Annotated in this window: 16 protein-coding genes; 7 read left to right on the plus strand and 9 right to left on the minus strand. The window is 37.9% G+C overall.

Features of this window, described 5'->3' with window-relative positions:
• Positions 1–73 precede the first annotated feature (73 nt).
• Complete coding sequence (dprA, locus tag FW768_RS16005) at positions 74–1,183, minus strand: DNA-processing protein DprA (protein ID WP_153397107.1); 1,110 nt, start codon at positions 1,181–1,183, stop codon at positions 74–76.
• Positions 1,184–1,217: 34 nt separating this feature from the next.
• The gene (locus tag FW768_RS16010; RefSeq protein WP_153397109.1) at positions 1,218–1,985 is read right to left on the minus strand and encodes a rhomboid family intramembrane serine protease; all 768 of its coding nucleotides are present in this window, start codon (positions 1,983–1,985) and stop codon (positions 1,218–1,220) included.
• 252 nt (positions 1,986–2,237) lie between these two features.
• Between FW768_RS16010 and FW768_RS16015 the strand changes: the two genes are divergently transcribed.
• Both FW768_RS16015 and FW768_RS16020 read left to right on the plus strand, forming a co-directional pair.
• Positions 2,238–3,164 carry a DUF3078 domain-containing protein gene (locus FW768_RS16015; RefSeq protein ID WP_153397111.1) on the plus strand — a complete coding sequence of 309 codons (927 nt, stop codon included), beginning with the start codon at positions 2,238–2,240 and terminating at the stop codon, positions 3,162–3,164.
• 215 nt (positions 3,165–3,379) lie between these two features.
• On the plus strand, positions 3,380–4,303 hold the full coding sequence (locus FW768_RS16020) for a DUF3078 domain-containing protein (RefSeq protein WP_153397113.1): 924 nt from the start codon (positions 3,380–3,382) through the stop codon (positions 4,301–4,303).
• A gap of 68 nt (positions 4,304–4,371) precedes the next feature.
• On the opposite strand, the gene sufD is transcribed toward FW768_RS16020, so the two are convergent.
• From sufD to FW768_RS16045, 5 genes are all read right to left on the minus strand, one after another.
• A complete protein-coding gene (gene sufD, locus FW768_RS16025) occupies positions 4,372–5,679 on the minus strand; it encodes a Fe-S cluster assembly protein SufD (protein WP_185152049.1) in 1,308 nt (435 codons plus the stop codon).
• Positions 5,680–5,792: 113 nt separating this feature from the next.
• Positions 5,793–6,536 (minus strand): Fe-S cluster assembly ATPase SufC, encoded by a 744-nt coding sequence (gene sufC, locus FW768_RS16030; protein WP_153397115.1) that lies wholly within the window; start codon positions 6,534–6,536, stop codon positions 5,793–5,795.
• An 18-nt stretch (positions 6,537–6,554) separates the two neighbouring features.
• On the minus strand, positions 6,555–7,061 hold the full coding sequence (locus FW768_RS16035) for a GNAT family N-acetyltransferase (protein ID WP_153397117.1): 507 nt from the start codon (positions 7,059–7,061) through the stop codon (positions 6,555–6,557).
• 7 nt (positions 7,062–7,068) lie between these two features.
• Entirely contained in the window at positions 7,069–8,517 is a 1,449-nt protein-coding gene (sufB, locus tag FW768_RS16040; RefSeq protein WP_153397119.1) for a Fe-S cluster assembly protein SufB, read from the minus strand.
• Between the two features lie 83 nt (positions 8,518–8,600).
• Positions 8,601–8,930, minus strand: coding sequence for a HesB/IscA family protein (locus FW768_RS16045; RefSeq protein ID WP_153397121.1), 330 nt, complete (start codon positions 8,928–8,930; stop codon positions 8,601–8,603).
• A 201-nt stretch (positions 8,931–9,131) separates the two neighbouring features.
• Here FW768_RS16045 and FW768_RS16050 point away from each other — a divergent pair, with 201 nt between their 5' ends.
• Together FW768_RS16050 and FW768_RS16055 are read left to right on the plus strand one after the other, a co-directional pair.
• Positions 9,132–10,037 carry a GLPGLI family protein gene (locus tag FW768_RS16050; protein ID WP_153397123.1) on the plus strand — a complete coding sequence of 302 codons (906 nt, stop codon included), beginning with the start codon at positions 9,132–9,134 and terminating at the stop codon, positions 10,035–10,037.
• An 11-nt stretch (positions 10,038–10,048) separates the two neighbouring features.
• The gene (locus tag FW768_RS16055) at positions 10,049–10,912 is read left to right on the plus strand and encodes a GLPGLI family protein (RefSeq protein ID WP_153397125.1); all 864 of its coding nucleotides are present in this window, start codon (positions 10,049–10,051) and stop codon (positions 10,910–10,912) included.
• A gap of 125 nt (positions 10,913–11,037) precedes the next feature.
• On the opposite strand, the gene ypfJ is transcribed toward FW768_RS16055, so the two are convergent.
• On the minus strand, positions 11,038–11,898 hold the full coding sequence (ypfJ, locus tag FW768_RS16060; protein WP_153397127.1) for a KPN_02809 family neutral zinc metallopeptidase: 861 nt from the start codon (positions 11,896–11,898) through the stop codon (positions 11,038–11,040).
• A gap of 78 nt (positions 11,899–11,976) precedes the next feature.
• Between ypfJ and FW768_RS16065 the strand changes: the two genes are divergently transcribed.
• Genes FW768_RS16065 through FW768_RS16075 form a run of 3 tightly spaced genes read left to right on the plus strand, consistent with a single transcriptional unit; the run spans position 11,977 to position 13,754 of the window.
• On the plus strand, positions 11,977–12,297 hold the full coding sequence (locus tag FW768_RS16065) for a hypothetical protein (protein ID WP_153397129.1): 321 nt from the start codon (positions 11,977–11,979) through the stop codon (positions 12,295–12,297).
• Positions 12,297–12,623 (plus strand): hypothetical protein, encoded by a 327-nt coding sequence (locus FW768_RS16070; RefSeq protein WP_153397131.1) that lies wholly within the window; start codon positions 12,297–12,299, stop codon positions 12,621–12,623. The genes FW768_RS16065 and FW768_RS16070 overlap by 1 nt, the downstream gene beginning before the upstream one ends.
• Positions 12,624–12,626: 3 nt before the next feature.
• Positions 12,627–13,754, plus strand: a complete 1,128-nt coding sequence (locus tag FW768_RS16075) for a glutathionylspermidine synthase family protein (protein WP_153397132.1) — start codon at positions 12,627–12,629, stop codon at positions 13,752–13,754.
• On the opposite strand, the gene FW768_RS16080 is transcribed toward FW768_RS16075, so the two are convergent.
• Entirely contained in the window at positions 13,744–15,822 is a 2,079-nt protein-coding gene (locus FW768_RS16080; protein WP_153397134.1) for an LTA synthase family protein, read from the minus strand. The two genes, FW768_RS16075 and FW768_RS16080, sit on opposite strands and share 11 nt — an antisense overlap.
• Positions 15,823–15,988 lie beyond the last annotated feature (166 nt).

Raw genomic sequence — 15,988 nt, forward strand, 5'->3', positions numbered from 1 at the left:
AATTTGTGTTTAAATTTTATTAAAAATTAAATGTTATGTCTTAAATAATGCAATATTAAGAAATCGTTAATTCTTAAATTGCGGTAAATTGTCTCCCGGAAAATGATTTTACTTTCCCTAAAAGTTCTAATTCTAAAATAACAGGCAGTATTTTGTATGAAGAGATGGAAATTTTCTGCGCCAGATCATCCAGTGTGATCTGTGGATTCTCTTTGATGGATTGATATACTATTTGTTGATTGTCAGAAAGTTGAGTGATTGTTTCACTGTATGGAAAGAGTTCCTCCATTTTCTCTCTGGGATTGTTGATCCCCAAAGAATCTATAAGTTCTCTTACCATAGAAATGGTGGCGGCTTTGTTCTGGGAAATCAGCTGGTTGCATCCCTGGCTGTAAGGATCTGTGATTTTTCCAGGAAGAGCAAAAACTTCCCGGTTATAATCATTGGCAAAGCTTACTGTACTTATAGAACCTCCTCCGAATGCTGTCTCTACAACAATTGTAACAGGTGATAGTCCTGCTATGATTCTGTTTCTCTGGATGAAATTTTCCCGGTCAGGTTTTCTGGACGAGTTGAATTCAGTCAGTAATGCACCGCCTTCCTGAAGAATTTTTTCAGATAGTTTTTTATTTTTTGATGGATACAGGGTGTGAAAGCCATGAGCCAACACAGCTATTGTAGGAATTTTATGATGAACAGACTGTTCATGAACTTCTTTATCAACCCCTAAAGCCAAACCGCTTACCGATATATATTTTGAAGATTGAGTAGCCTCGAAAAAATCCTGAATGAATTGTTTGCCGTAGGAAGTCATATTCCGGGTGCCAACAATACTTATTTTGGGAGCATTTTCGTCAAAACTTCCCTTCTGGTAGAGAATTGCGGGAGCATCGGGACATTCGTTAAGCAGGGAAGGGGTTTCATTTAGGTGTCTCAGTCTGATCTGTACCCCGTTTTTTTCACAGAACTTCAGCTCCTGTTCTGCAAATTCCAGATGTTCTTTATTTCCGATATCAGAAACCGTTTTCCGGCCCAGACCTTCCGTTTTAGAGTACTCTTTTTTTGCTCTTTTCCAGGCCTCTTCGGCACTTCCGAAAGTTTGTATCAGTCTGTGAAAAAGAATATCACCAATAAGGCTGCATTCGCGGAGAGCAATAGTGTAAAGGTGTTCATCAGAGATCATTATGCGTTTTTTATCAAATGTAGTAAATTAAGTTTTATTTTCTCCTTAATTCATCCAGATGATCCCAGATATCGTCTCTTTTTTTATAGGGAAGCTCCATGAAGTCCTCCGGGTGATTTTCTTTATATTCCTGCCATAACTTGTCGTCTTTTTCATTGTAATAATTAGGAAACTCCCAAATAAACTTCTTTTTTTTCTCGCCTACTTTTTTAAAAGCAAATGCAATAATACTTCCTACCACAGCTCCGGAGAGATGGGCCTGCCATGAAATCCTGCTCGGCTCCTGAAGGTTGTAGAACAACTCTTCAGGAAACATACCCCACACAAGACTGCCATAGTATAATACGACCAGCATGGATATGGTAAGCAATTTCATATTCCATTTGAATACTCCGCTGAAAAACAGGAAGAAAGCCAATACATACACCACTCCGCTGGCTCCTATGGTACAGGTATACATATATTCACCTGTGAGAATATCAATAGGAGGAAGCAGCCAGACCAGAAGCCCTGTAGCAAGCCATCCGGTAATGAAAACTTTATTAGCTACCTGAGGGTAAAACTGGTATAAAAGAAACATCAGGACAGCAATCGGAATAGAATTTCCTATAATATGATCTATATTTCCGTGTAAAAAGGGTGAGGTGATTATTCCCAGCAATCCTTCAGGCAGCAGAGGAATAATAGCTCCGAAACAGCTTTGGAAAAAGCCCTGCATCTGGAGGAAATAGCCGAACCACATGGCTGACAGCATCAGCAAAGGATAGAGAACAGCTCTTTTGGAAACAACGTTTTTAAACATGCGGAAAATATGTCAAATCAAAAGCCAATGATAAATTTCGGAAAATTTGTCGAGGTATTTTTCCGGAACCGGTTATTTTAAGACAAAAGGGATTAAATTTTAACACGAAAACGTAATATTCTGACATTGAATTTACTAAATCGAAATAGCATTTAACTGTTTAAATTCAATAGTACTACATGATTTTACAGACTGAATTTTTTTTAAACAAAAATTATATTAATATTTTTGCATTGAAAATTATTTATTGTAATGAAGAAGTTTTTGTTGATTCTTTCCTTTTCTATAGGGATCTATACAAGTGCACAAGAAGAATTGAAAAAAGATTCGGTAGTGACAGATACCGTTAAATACTGGTCGGTTTTAGGAAAAAACAATTTAATGATCAATCAGGCGGCCTTTTCAAACTGGGTTGGCGGGGGAGCCAATAATGTAGGCTGGCTTGCCGGGGTAAACTATAATATCACGTATGAAAAAGACAAAGATCTTTGGGAAAATATTATCGTGATGGATTACGGCCAGAATGATACAAAAGGAGTAGGAGTAAGGAAAACACAGGACGTCATCAATATTTCAACCAATTACGGGAGGAAATTTTCTAAGAGCTGGTATTTTTCTTTAGGTGCCGGCTTCCAATCTCAGTTTTCTTCAGGATATGAAGACGGCAACAACCCGGAAGCAAAGAAAATCTCAAACTTCATGGCTCCGGGATACCTTAATCTCGGTATGGGTATCACCTACAGACCAAATGATAATCTGACTGTAACGCTTCGTCCTACCAATGCCAGATGGACCTTTGTGTTAGATAAAAATCTTCAGCTTGCAGGAAATTATGGTTTGAAAAATGATGGCGATTCTTCATTGCTTCAGTTCGGTTTCCTGGGAACAGCTTTGTATAAGGTAAAACTTATGGAAAATGTAAGCATCAGCAATACTGCTTCCGTCTTTTCAAACTATCTGGATCATCCGGAAAGACTGGTTCTTGCCTATGGAGCAGTATTAAATCTGAAGGTTAATAAATATATCTCGTCCAACATTACCTTGGATTTGTTGTACGATCATAATCAGATTCAGAAAACACAGCTTAAGCAGACCTTGGGCATTGGTTTCGGATATACTCTGAATAACGGAGTAAAACGTTCGGATCGTAAGGACAGCCAATGGTGGCTTAAGAAATAATTTTTTTAAATATCCTATAAAGGCGCTTCATTATAGAAGCGCTTTTTTTGTTCAGAAACAAAAATATTATAAGTTCATTTGGCATATTGTACGTTGTTTTTATGGTATTATTCAAGTTTTTAATGTATTAAATACTAGTTTTAGTATTTCAAAACAAAGTGATTAGTATTTTAACAAAAATTATATGTATATTTTTGTATCGAAAAATCTTAATTATGAAAAAACTTTTATTAGCTGCTTCCATATCTGTTGGAATCGGCGTAATGGCTCAGGAGACAAAGACAGATGCTCCTGCAGCTGATACCGTAAAAGCCTGGTCTATCCAGGGACAGAATACATTAATGCTGAACCAGGCTGCCTTTTCTAACTGGGTAGGGGGAGGAGCCAATAACGTTGGTTGGCTTGCCGGAGTAAATTACAATCTGACTTATGAGAAGGGTAAAGATCTTTGGGAAAACATTATCATTCTGGGATACGGGCAGAATAATACCAAAGGCATCGGAACCAGAAAAACCCAGGATGTTATTAATCTTTCCACGAACTATGGGCGTGAATTTGCTAAAAATTGGTATATTTCAGGCGGAATGAGCCTTCAGACGCAGTTTGCAGCAGGTTATGAAGATGGAAATAATCCGGATGCCAAGAAAATTTCAAACTTCATGGCCCCGGGATATCTTAATGTGGGGGCTGGTGTAACGTATCGTCCTAACGATAACTTTACCATGACTCTTCGTCCTGCCAACGCCCGCTGGACCTTTGTTCTGGATAAAGAGCTGCAGACTGCCGGAACCTATGGTCTGAAAAACGATGGCGACTCTTCTTTATTTCAGTTCGGTTTCTTAGGGACAGCCATCTATAAGCTTAAAATCATGGAAAATATGAGCTTGATCAATACAGCTTCTGTATTTTCCAATTACCTGGATCACCCTGAAAGATTGGTTCTTGGCTACAGCGGAATCCTCAATATGAAGATCAATAAATTTGTTTCTACCAATATTACGCTGGATCTTCTATACGACCACAACCAGATTCAGAAAACCCAGCTGAAACAGACACTGGGAGTTGGTTTTGCTTATAATATAGACAATGGTAGAAAACGTTCGGATAATAAAGATAACCAATCATGGTTAAAGAAATAACGCAGTCAGCATAAAAAACAAAAAAGCACTTCATTTGAAGTGCTTTTTATGTATCAATTGTATATGGATTAAAATTCTATATCTACTCCAAGCTTTTCCGCTAATAATTTTGATATTTTTTCTTTAAGCGGTTCAATATCGATGTTTTGCATCGCATCATTAGCAAAAGCATATAAAAGAAGAGCTTGCGCCTCTTTTTTAGAAATACCTCTCGCTCTTAAATAGAACAGAGCATCTTCATTCAGCTGGCCTACGGTACATCCATGAGAGCATTTTACATCATCTGCAAAAATCTCCAGCTGTGGCTTAGTATCGATAGAAGCGCCTTCACTCAGCAATACGTTATTGTTTTGCTGATAAGCATTGGTTTTCTGGGCAATTTTATCTACAAAAACTTTTCCATTGAAAACACCGTGTGCATTGCCATCGAAGATCCCTTTATAGTTCTGGTAGCTTTCACAGTGAGGGAAGTTGTGGTGCACTGCTGTATGATGGTCAACCAACTGATCTTTTCCAATGATCGTAATCCCATTCATGAATGAATTGATATTTGATCCGTTATGAATAAAATCAAGGTTGTTTCTTACCAGTTTACCCCCGAAAGAAAAGGTATTTACAGTGGTTAAGCTGTCTTTTTCCTGTCTTGCAAAAGTATTGTCAATAAGATAAGACGTGTTGTTGTCATTCTGAAGCTTATGCCAGTCTGCTTTTGCATTGGGATGAGTAAAGATTTCAGTCACCGAGTTGGTCAGAACATATGTGCTGTCAAAATTGTGGTGGCTTTCAATAACCTCAACCTTAGCGCCTTCTTCTACGATCAGTAAATTTCTGGTATTGTAGAAGGTGTTTTCTTCCTGGTTCTGAGAAATGTAAAAAACATGGATTGGTTTTTCAATGACCACATTTTTAGGAACCTTCAGGAAGAATCCATACTTGCAATAAGCAAGGTTTAAGTTCGTGAAAGCAGTGTCTTTAGAAGCAATTGTATTAAAATAAGTGTCAAAAACCTCTTTGTGTTTCTCATCATTCAAAGCATAGTTGAATGAAAGGAACTCTACATTTTCAATAGAAATTTTGGACAGTTCTTTATGAAGTTTACCATTTACAAAAACGATCCAGTCAAAATGTTCCTCACCTAAATGAAGCTGGTCAAGCTGTTCTTTAGTGATATTGTGACTTTCTTTCGGGAAAAAATTATAGTTTTTCTCTGTGATCTCTTTTAAGCTGGTATATTTATATTCTTCGTCTTTTTTGGTAGGGAAACCCAGGTTCTCGAATTTCTGAAGCGCCTCTTTTCTGTTTTCATCCAAAAATCTATGACGAAGAGTCTCCAAGAATTCACCGTGGTTGTCAATAATTTGATCGTATAAAGCCATTACTGATATTTCGGCCATCACACCTGATTTATATATTTAAAATAATAATAGTACCGCGGTTTTTCCGCATCTTCAGAAAGGTTTGATAAAATCCCTTCCAAAATATTTTCTTCTTAGTTAAGAAGCCAGTCGTAACCTTTTTCTTCAAGTTCTAATGCCAGAGACTTATCACCGGTTTTGATGATCTTTCCGTCTGCCAGAACGTGAACAAAATCAGGCTGAATATAGTTAAGCAATCTTTGATAGTGAGTGATCAAAAGTACTGCGTTTCCTTCATTTTTAAAATGATTAACACCATCTGCAACAATTCTTAAAGCATCAATGTCTAATCCTGAATCGGTTTCATCAAGAATAGCCAGTTTAGGATTAAGCATCATCATCTGGAAAATTTCATTTCTTTTCTTTTCTCCTCCTGAGAATCCTTCGTTCAGAGATCTTGAAAGGAAGTCTTTCTTGATACCTAGTTTTTCAGATTTTTCACGGATCAGGGCAAGCATTTCTTTAGCAGGCATATCTTCCAGTCCGTTTGCTTTTCTGTTTTCATTCAAAGCTGCTTTGATGAAGTTCGTTACAGAAACTCCTGGAATTTCTACAGGATACTGGAAAGAAAGGAAAATTCCTTTGTGTGCTCTTTCTTCAGGGGCGTCTTCGCTGATTTCCTCTCCTTCGAAAAGAATTTCTCCGTCAGTTACCTCATAATCTTCTTTTCCTGCAATGACAGAAGAAAGGGTAGATTTACCGGCTCCGTTTGGCCCCATAATCGCGTGAACTTCACCCGGTTTTATTTCAAGATTAATACCTTTTAATATTTCTGCGCCATCTTCAATTTTGGCGTGAAGGTTTTTAATTTCTAACATTTTATTTGCTTAAACAAATTATTTTTGAATTCTATATACTAAACTTTCAGGTTGACCCGGGACATCATTAAGGGTCCCGATTTGTATCATACCTGCCTTTTCCAAAACTTTAACAGAAGCTATATTACTGGGACGGACAATTGCGAGTATTTCTTCTTTATTTTCCTCATTAAGCCCAAAATCTATAGCTTTCTTTGTGAACTCTGTGGCGTATCCTTTCCCCCATGCTTCGCAAGCCAGGCGATAACCTAAATTCAGCTTTTCTTCTTCTCCATAGAGTTTATAGCTCAGTCCTCCAAAACCTATTGTGCTTTCGGGAATATCCTTTTCTGCAATCACCCAGCCTCCGAAATTATACTTTTCCCAATGCTCAAGCATTCTGGCAAATGTGCTTTCTGCCTTTTCAAAACTCATCGGTCCGCTTGGATTATGAATATTGGTCCCAGGATCATGATTAATTTCAAAGAATCTTTCAAAATCTTCTTTTACAGGTTTTCTTAAAATTAATCTTTCTGTAGCTATCATCTCTTTATTACCCTACTGATCCTTCCAATGAAATTTCCAATAGTTTTTGTGCTTCAATGGCAAACTCCATCGGAAGTTTATTTAAAACCTCCTTGCTGAAACCGTTAACAATCAAAGCAATGGCCCTTTCTGTATCAATACCTCTCTGGTTACAATAGAAGATCTGATCTTCACCAATTTTTGAAGTCGTTGCCTCATGTTCCAGTTGAGCGGTAGGATCTTTAATTTCAATATATGGGAAAGTATGAGCCCCACATTCATTACCCATCAACAGAGAGTCACACTGAGAGAAGTTTCTGGCTCCTTTGGCAGAAGGCATTACTTTTACCTGACCTCTGTATGAGTTCTGAGATTTTCCGGCAGAGATCCCTTTGGAAATAATCGTTGATTTCGTATTTTTTCCGATGTGGATCATCTTTGTTCCTGTATCAGCATACTGATGATTATTGGTTACAGCGATAGAGTAGAATTCTCCAATCGATCCGTCACCTTTCAGGATACATGAAGGATATTTCCAGGTTACGGCAGAACCAGTTTCAACCTGTGTCCATGAGATTTTTGCATTTTTCTCGCAAAGCCCTCTTTTCGTTACGAAATTGAAAACGCCTCCTTTTCCTTCTTCATTTCCAGGATACCAGTTCTGTACCGTTGAATATTTAATTTCAGCATTATCCATTGCAATCAGTTCAACTACAGCGGCGTGAAGCTGGTTCTCATCTCTTGACGGTGCAGTACATCCTTCAAGATAAGAAACATAACTTCCCTCATCGGCAATCAGAAGCGTTCTTTCAAACTGTCCTGTTCCGGCCTGATTAATTCTGAAATATGTTGAAAGTTCCATTGGACATTTTACTCCTTTAGGAATATAACAGAAACTTCCGTCAGAGAATACCGCGGAGTTCAGTGCAGAGTAAAAATTATCACCTCTCGGAACTACTTTTCCAAGATACTTTCTTACCAGGTCAGGGTGGTTTTTAATGGCTTCTGAGATGGAGCAGAAAATAATTCCTTTTTCCATCAGTGTTTCCTGGAAAGTGGTCTTTACAGAAACAGAGTCCATTACAATATCTACAGCAACTCCTGAAAGCCTTTTCTGTTCCTCAATATTGATTCCCAGTTTTGCAAAAGTCTTTAATAATTCAGGATCTACTTCATCTAAGCTTGCCAGTTCCGGTTTTACTTTTGGAGCAGCATAATAACGGATAGCCTGAAAATCAGGTTTTTCATATTTAATGTTGGCCCACGTCGGTTCCGTCATTTTAAGCCAGATTCTGAAAGACTCCAGACGCCATTCTGTCATCCATTCCGGTTCTTCTTTTTTAGCAGAGATGGCACGGATGATATCTTCATTCAATCCAATCGGGAAATCTTCATAATCAATTTTGGTTTCCCAACCGAACTCATATTTTTTATTTTCTAGATCGACTCTTAAATCGTCTTCAGTATATTTACTCATTATTATTTTTTAGATTTCAGATTTTAGATTTCATTGGCCAGAAACATGCTGAGCCTTGAAATCTAGGATCTTATGTCTTTTCTCTAAAGACTAAATGATTCGCCGCATCCACATGTTCTGGATGCATTAGGATTGTTAAAAACAAACCCTTTTCCGTTCAGTCCTCCTGAATATTCAAGAATAGTTCCTGCTAAATATAGGATCGATTTTTTATCTACAATAATTTTAATGTTATTGTCCTCGAAAATCTGGTCGGAATCTGTTTTTTGGTTGTCAAACTTCAAAACATACTCTAAACCAGAACATCCTCCACTTTTAACCCCTACTCTTATATAATCTTCAAAAGGATTAAAGCCGTCTTCTGTCATCAGCTGGATGGCTTTTTCTTTTGCGTGATCTGATACTTTTATCATTGTATTTATTTAGAATGATTTAATGATGCAAAAATACGAACTAATTTCCGCAATCTCAAATCGAAGATATCTATTTTAATGATTCTGTTCTTAATAGCATGTTTTTTAGTTAAAGTTATATAAATTTTTCCCCTGTCATCTGAGAGACTCTGTTTTGGTTTAACTTTGAATTATATTTTTCATCTATAAAGAAAATTAGTAATGAGACAAAGATTACTTGGCTTTTTTGTGCTGTTAACAACACTGTTCTATGGGCAGACGACAAGATATATTTATGAAACATCTGTAAATCCGGACTCCATTAATCTGGTGAGTATGAAGAAGGAAAGGACTTTTTTGGATATTAAGGGGGCCCGGTCTTTATTTATCAGCGAAAATAAATTGATCAGAGATTCTCTTTTAGCGTCTTTTAAACCGGAAGAAAAGGGAAGCAGCAGAAAAGAGGAGAAAAGTTTTTCTAAACTCAAATTAAAGAAACCTATTGAACCCACTTTTTTTGAGTATTTTATCATGAAAGATATTCCGGAACAGAAAGTGCATTATTATGAAAGGGCAGCGGGAAAGCCTGTGTATTATCAGGAAGACAGACCTGTGAAATGGGAAATCACCAATATTGTGGAGAAACAAAATGGATATTCTGCTCAGAAAGCCATTGTTAATTTCGGAGGAAGAACCTGGACTGCGTGGTTTACAAAGGACATCGCTATTTCAGACGGCCCATACAAGTTTTCCGGATTGCCGGGATTGATTGTTAAGCTCGAAGATGACAAAGGAGACTATAAGTTTGATCTTGTTAAAAAAATTATGGTTAATAATGCATTTGAAGAAGCTGTAAATGAAGAAGCCAAACAAAGTACAAGAATTAATTTTAATGGAGATAAGGCAGCGCTGGAGTTAGAGTTTAATAAAAACAGGAGAACAATGACAGCCGGGAATACTAATTTCACCGGCGGAAGACACGGAGGCGGAATAGATGGAGGCGGCCGTTCGGGAGGAATGCACAGGGGAATGGGAGGCGAAAATAGTAATCTCTCTATGCAGGGTTCCGAAATAGAAAACTTAACAATGAAACATGATGTCAATCAAAACCCAATTGAATTAAAATAAAAAAAATATACATGAAAAAATTAGGAATCATTGCTTTGGCGTTCTTTATGCAGCATATTTCTGCCCAAACTAATAGGTTTGTGTATCAGGTGACTATGAAACCGGATGCAGAGAACAAAAGTGATATAAAAACAGAAAATGCTTATCTTGATATTTCACCTGAAAAGTCTGTATTTTACTCTGAGAACAGAATAAAAAGAGATTCTATTATGCGGAAAGCCTTTCAGGGTGGAGGTGACAGAGTAAACTTTAGCAGAGAGCAGATGGAAGGCCTGAGGAGCAATATCAATTATTCTGTTGAAAAAGATAAGGCCAATCAAAAAACCTATTTTAAAGACAGAATAGGAAGGGATATTTATTCTTATGAGGAAGACAGACCTCTGAACTGGAAAATTTCTTCAGAAACGATGAAGATAGGAGAATATAAAGTTCAGAAGGCTGAAACTGATTTTGCAGGAAGAAAATGGACTGCCTGGTTTTCTACAGATTTACCTTACCAGGATGGGCCTTATAAATTTGGAGGACTTCCGGGACTGATTGTGAAAATTGAAGATGACAAAGGAGATTATTCTTTTGACCTGATGAAAAACTATAAGATTACTGAATCGCCAAGCCTGAATCAGTTTGGAAATATATTGAAAGTAAAAAGAGCAGATTATCTGAAGCAGCAGGAAAAATATAAAACAGATCCGATGTCATTTATGATGGCTCAGGGCGGCGGCGGTTCCGGTGGTATTTCTGCTCCAATTAGAGTTGGAGGCGGAGGAAGAGGCCCTGGCGGAGGCAATCAGAATCCGGCAGATATGAAAAAGAGAGTAGAAGAAAGAGTAAAAGAGGAAGCTAAGAAAAACAGTAATCCTATTGAGCTGAAATAAAAATAAAAACCTGAAGATCCCTTCAGGTTTTTTTATGTTCTTAGTGATTCAGAATAATAGTGTTCAAATTCACATGATGGCTGTTAGAAGTGGCAGGCAGGGTTGTAACTTCCAGTTTCCATTCTTTATTTCAAAAGCTCATCAAATGTATTGCCCTGTCTGATATCTCCGGTATTATATCCTTTCATAAACCATTCTTTACGCTGTGCGGAAGAGCCGTGGGTAAAGCTTTCCTGGTTTACATATCCCTGAGATCTTTTCTGAATATTGTCATCTCCAACAGCTTGGGCAGCATCAATGGCAGACTGAATGTCTCCGGGCTCCAGAACTTTTCTGGATTGGTCTATTCTTTTCGCCCATACCCCTGCATAAAAATCAGCCTGTAGTTCAGTGGCTACTGAAACACGATTCATCTGGGCTTCAGAATATTCTCCACTTCTTCTTAACTGATCTACTTTCTGGGTAGTTCCCAGTAGAGTTTGTACGTGGTGTCCTACTTCATGGGCCATTACATAAGCTACTGTAAATTCGGTTACCTGTGCCCCGAACCGCTGCTGAAGTTCATTGAAGAAACTCATATCCATATACACCGTCTGATCGGCAGGACAGTAAAATGGTCCCATAGCCGATTGTGCAGGACCGCATCCTGAACGGGTAGCATCTTCGAAAAGAACAATCCTCGGAGCTTTATATTCCATATTGTTTTCTTTAAAGATCTGATCCCAGGTAATGATGTTCCATTTTCCCATCATATCTACCATTTCCCCGATCTTTTTTTCATTGGCTGTAAGCTCTCTTTGCTGGGAACTGCCGGAAGACTGTACGCTGCCGGAATTCAGTATACCGGAAGGATCACCTCCCAGGAAAAAAACAATGGCTGCTATTATTAAGGTCCCGAGTCCGCCTCCTACAATCATTCCTCCTCCGCCACCTCCGGAACCACGGCGGTCTTCAACGTTTCCGCCTCTGTCGTCTGTCCATCTCATAGTAATAAATTTTTTGAATTGTAAATTTAAAATAATATCGTTACTAAATGACTACTTTTGTGAAAAATTAAAAACTACGTGAAAAAATTTAAATGTTGGCTGTTGTTGACTGGAATATTGTCACTTACAGCATGTAAAGAAGTGAAAGAGGATGAAGTGAATACTGTAGACAAGAAAGGATCTGTTGAGACGCAGCTTTCTGTGGAACATATTGAAAATGCGGATGTTTTGGTTACCAAACATAAAATATGGAAAGACAATAAGCTTTTTAAAGAGATTATAAAAAAAGATACTATTCCAAGTCTTGGGGATACACTGGTAGGAGGAGATGACAATGACGGGAATAATCCTATTGCGAAGACGAAAAAAGATTACGAATTCTTTATAACGGTTCAATAATGAAAAAGTCCGGTTCTATAAAATTACTTTTTGTAACAGGAATTTTAGCGGCCTGTTCTCAGGAAAAACCCAAAAATCAGAATGAAAAGAAAGTCTATATGAGATCTGATACTACAGCTTCTTATTCCAGATCACATGGTTTTGTGGCGGGGCTTCTTCTGTTTCATGCATTCAGACCTTACGGATCTTACAGCCATGGCTCTTATCAGAAAGCGGGATATTACAGTGATGCAATTAGCAGCAAATCCAATATCGGAAGAAATACCTATAAAGGAAATGTAGTAAGAGGTGGATTAGGAAAAAGCGGTTTCAGAGCATCATCATAAATTATGGAAAGAATTCAGTCACCATTCAGAAAAAACTGGCAACATAAGCTGGAAAATCTGGGATTCGGATACCATTCTCTGGACGGCCTTTATTGGGATGAAAGCCATTATTATCAGTTGAGTTCAGAAGAAGTTAATAAGATCGAAACGGCAACTTCGGAATTATGGCAGATGTGTCTGGAAGCCGTGGATTATATTATTGAAAAAAATCTCTGGGCCAAATTCAATATCCCTGAATGGTTCCGGAAGTATATCATCACAAGCTGGGAAGAAGATCACCCTTCCGTATATGGAAGATTTGATTTTGGATTTGACGGAAAGAACCTGAAACTGCTGGAGTTTAATGCGGATACACCCACTTCGCTGTATGAAGCATCGGTGATACAATGGTACTGGCTTCAGGAGATGTACCCGTATAAAGATCAGTTTAATTCCATTCATGAAAAACTGGTTGCTTATTGGAGCTATCTTAAAAAATACATGAATCCGCATCATATTTATTTTGCCTCGCTTACCAATATTGAAGACGTAACGAATGTGGAATATATGCGAGATTGTGCTTCTCAGGCAGGATTTGATACGGAATTTATTCCTGTTCAGGATATCGGCTGGGCGGATGAAGCCGCAGAGTTTATTGCCGGAGACCATTCCATCATGGAATATATTTTTAAACTTTACCCCTATGAATGGATTCTTCAGGACGGTTTTGGAGAAAAATTAGTGAAAAACGATTTCAGATCGCAATGGATTGAGCCTGCCTGGAAAATCCTGCTCTCGTCGAAAGCGATTCTGCCTGTACTCTGGGAAATGTATCCCGGGCATCCTTATCTGCTTGAGGCTTATTTTGAACAGAGACATCTGAAAGATTTTGCTAAAAAACCAATTTATTCAAGAGAAGGAGCCAACGTTACCCTCACCAGAAATCATATTCCGGTTGAGCAGAATTCAGGAGTGTACGGTAAAGAAGGTTTTATTTATCAGCAATTGTTTGATCTTCCTGCTTTTGAAGGAAATTATCCGGTCATAGGAAGTTGGGTCATAGGACAGGAGCCTGCCGGTATCGGGATCAGGGAAAGTATTCACCTAATCACCAATAACCAGAGCCGTTTTGTACCTCACCTTATCGGTTAAGCTGCTTTTCTTTAAGCCAGTATGACGTAGACTGATAGGCGGAAACTGTTTCGTCTACCAGTTTCTGCTCAGGCTTTTTCAGCAATTTTTCGTTATAATAAAGTTTGAATTCAGGAGCAAGGCTGCTTGGCTCCAGATCCAGACTGTACTGTTTTACTTTTTTTACAGGCGAAATAATCGTCAGGCGGTTATCTTTTACAAATCCTAAATCCTGATATGTTGCAATATAAGCCTTCGGCTGAAATTCTTTTTTGAAAACATCCTGCCCTAAGAACTTCGATTTATAATTAAAATTAAGCATTCCGAAGAGAGTAGGCATCACGTCGATCTGTGACATCAGCCTGTCAAATTTCTGAGGCTGAATGAACCCATCAGAGAAGATCATAGCCGGAATTCTGTATTTATCCATTGGAAGCTCTGTTTTCCCCGCACTGGAAGCACAGTGATCCGCAATGATTACAAAGACTGTATTTTTATACCAGTCCTGTTTTTTAGCCATTTCAAAGAACTTTCTAAGGGAATAATCTGTATATTTTACACCTCCGTCCCTTGATTTTGCCGTTCCCGGAATATCAATTCGTCCTTCAGGATAAGTAAAAGGCCTATGATTGGAAACCGTCATCCAGTGGTTGAAAAATGGTTTCCCTGACTTAGCTTCTGCATTCATCACCTGGATTGCTTTTTTAGCCATATCTTCATCAGCTACGCCCCAAACATTGGCAAAAGAGATTTCTTCCGGTTTAAAGCTATTTCTGTCAACAATATCATAACCGTTTCCACCGAAGAAGTCTTCCATATTATCAAAATAGCTGTAGCCACCATACAGGAACTTCACGTCATATCCTTTGGATTTGAAAACACTTCCTGTGGTAAACTTGTTTTTATTATCATCTCTTTTGATAATACTTTCTCCGGCTGTAGGAGGAATGCAGAGGGTAAGGGCTTCAAGACCTCTTACGGTTCTGTTTCCGGTAGCATAGAGATTGGTAAACATCAATGAGCGGTCTGCCAGGCTGTCAAGGAATGGTGTGATCTTTTTGGTTCCGCCGTAATGTTCCATAAAATCAGCAGAGAGACTTTCAATAGAAATCAAAACAACATTCTTTTTAAGTTCAGGCTGTTCTGCAACAATGTTTCTCTGTAATGTCTGTTCAGCATATTGGCTTAAGAAGCTTTTTTCTGCCTGCTGTTGGTTGATTTGTTGGTAAAACTGAAAATAATCCAGCTCATTATGGGTGAATGCCCAATAAAATTTAGGAAGACCGTTGTCTTCAATTTCGTCAGCAAATACATTATCAGAACGGATCTGCATTAACGAAGATATGGCAAGAAGACTGATTCCGCAAAGCACAACAAAGGTTCCCAACAGGATCATTTTCTGCTTGATATTCGGGAGATCCAGAAGCTCTCCTTTTGTTTTTTTATAGATAAACCATGTTACGATGGCTGTAAGAGCTATGATGATTGAAAATAACGGAATAATAGGGTAGCTTTCCATGATGTTTCCGATAACTTCGTTGGTATAGATCAGGTAATCTACGGCAATGAAGTTATAACGTACTCCGAATTCGTTATAAAAGAAATATTCACTTACACAGTTGAAAATGATGAGAAGTACATACAGAAACAGGGTAATAAAGTATAAAACGTTCCGTATTTTAATCCTTTGAGTCGGAAGGAAAAGCATTAATCCGAAAAAGAGTGTCTTTATACCGACAAAAGTAAGAGCGACTTCTGAAATAGAACCTCCGTATTGCTTGAAAATATTGTTAGGAATAAGCCAGATATATAGGAAGAACAGGACCAGAGCCCCGAAAATAAGGTAACCATATGGTTTTTTATACTTGGAATCGGAAATAAACAAGAAGTAAACAGCTAGCAATGAACTGGCGAGAATGAATACAAAAATATCATTCAGGAGGCCAATACCCAGCACTTTTATGATTTCAAAGAATCCGAAACTTGCTGTTGTGATCGGATGGAAAAAGAATACAATCCTTAGTATCAGTGATATAATAAGATAGAATATTCCTAAATACAAAAAAGGAGTTATTTTTTTTGAAAACATTTTGTGTAAATCTTTGTTAATTTTCGCAAAGATAGCTTTTGTACACAACTTTTAGTGATAAAAAGTAAAAACATGATATTTCTTATCCATTTTTTAATTTTTTTTAAAATATGTTAAGGCAGAGAAAGTTCTGGAGATCATGATGTTTAAACGTGATCCAATAAAA

Source organism: Chryseobacterium vaccae (assembly GCF_009602705.1).
Lineage (GTDB): Bacteria > Bacteroidota > Bacteroidia > Flavobacteriales > Weeksellaceae > Chryseobacterium > Chryseobacterium vaccae.

Excerpts from the sequence above, each read along its gene's own strand:
- FW768_RS16055 (WP_153397125.1), top strand. The coding sequence starts at position 10,049 with ATGAAAAAATTAGGAATCATTGCTTTGGCGTTCTTTATGCAGCATATT.
- dprA (WP_153397107.1), bottom strand. The coding sequence starts at position 1,183 with ATGATCTCTGATGAACACCTTTACACTATTGCTCTCCGCGAATGCAGC.
- sufB (WP_153397119.1), bottom strand. The coding sequence starts at position 8,517 with ATGAGTAAATATACTGAAGACGATTTAAGAGTCGATCTAGAAAATAAA.
- FW768_RS16080 (WP_153397134.1), bottom strand. The coding sequence starts at position 15,822 with ATGTTTTCAAAAAAAATAACTCCTTTTTTGTATTTAGGAATATTCTAT.
- FW768_RS16050 (WP_153397123.1), top strand. The coding sequence starts at position 9,132 with ATGAGACAAAGATTACTTGGCTTTTTTGTGCTGTTAACAACACTGTTC.
- ypfJ (WP_153397127.1), bottom strand. The coding sequence starts at position 11,898 with ATGAGATGGACAGACGACAGAGGCGGAAACGTTGAAGACCGCCGTGGT.
- FW768_RS16010 (WP_153397109.1), bottom strand. The coding sequence starts at position 1,985 with ATGTTTAAAAACGTTGTTTCCAAAAGAGCTGTTCTCTATCCTTTGCTG.
- FW768_RS16045 (WP_153397121.1), bottom strand. The coding sequence starts at position 8,930 with ATGATAAAAGTATCAGATCACGCAAAAGAAAAAGCCATCCAGCTGATG.
- sufD (WP_185152049.1), bottom strand. The coding sequence starts at position 5,679 with ATGGCTTTATACGATCAAATTATTGACAACCACGGTGAATTCTTGGAG.
- FW768_RS16020 (WP_153397113.1), top strand. The coding sequence starts at position 3,380 with ATGAAAAAACTTTTATTAGCTGCTTCCATATCTGTTGGAATCGGCGTA.
- FW768_RS16075 (WP_153397132.1), top strand. The coding sequence starts at position 12,627 with ATGGAAAGAATTCAGTCACCATTCAGAAAAAACTGGCAACATAAGCTG.
- FW768_RS16035 (WP_153397117.1), bottom strand. The coding sequence starts at position 7,061 with ATGATAGCTACAGAAAGATTAATTTTAAGAAAACCTGTAAAAGAAGAT.
- FW768_RS16015 (WP_153397111.1), top strand. The coding sequence starts at position 2,238 with ATGAAGAAGTTTTTGTTGATTCTTTCCTTTTCTATAGGGATCTATACA.
- sufC (WP_153397115.1), bottom strand. The coding sequence starts at position 6,536 with ATGTTAGAAATTAAAAACCTTCACGCCAAAATTGAAGATGGCGCAGAA.
- FW768_RS16070 (WP_153397131.1), top strand. The coding sequence starts at position 12,297 with ATGAAAAAGTCCGGTTCTATAAAATTACTTTTTGTAACAGGAATTTTA.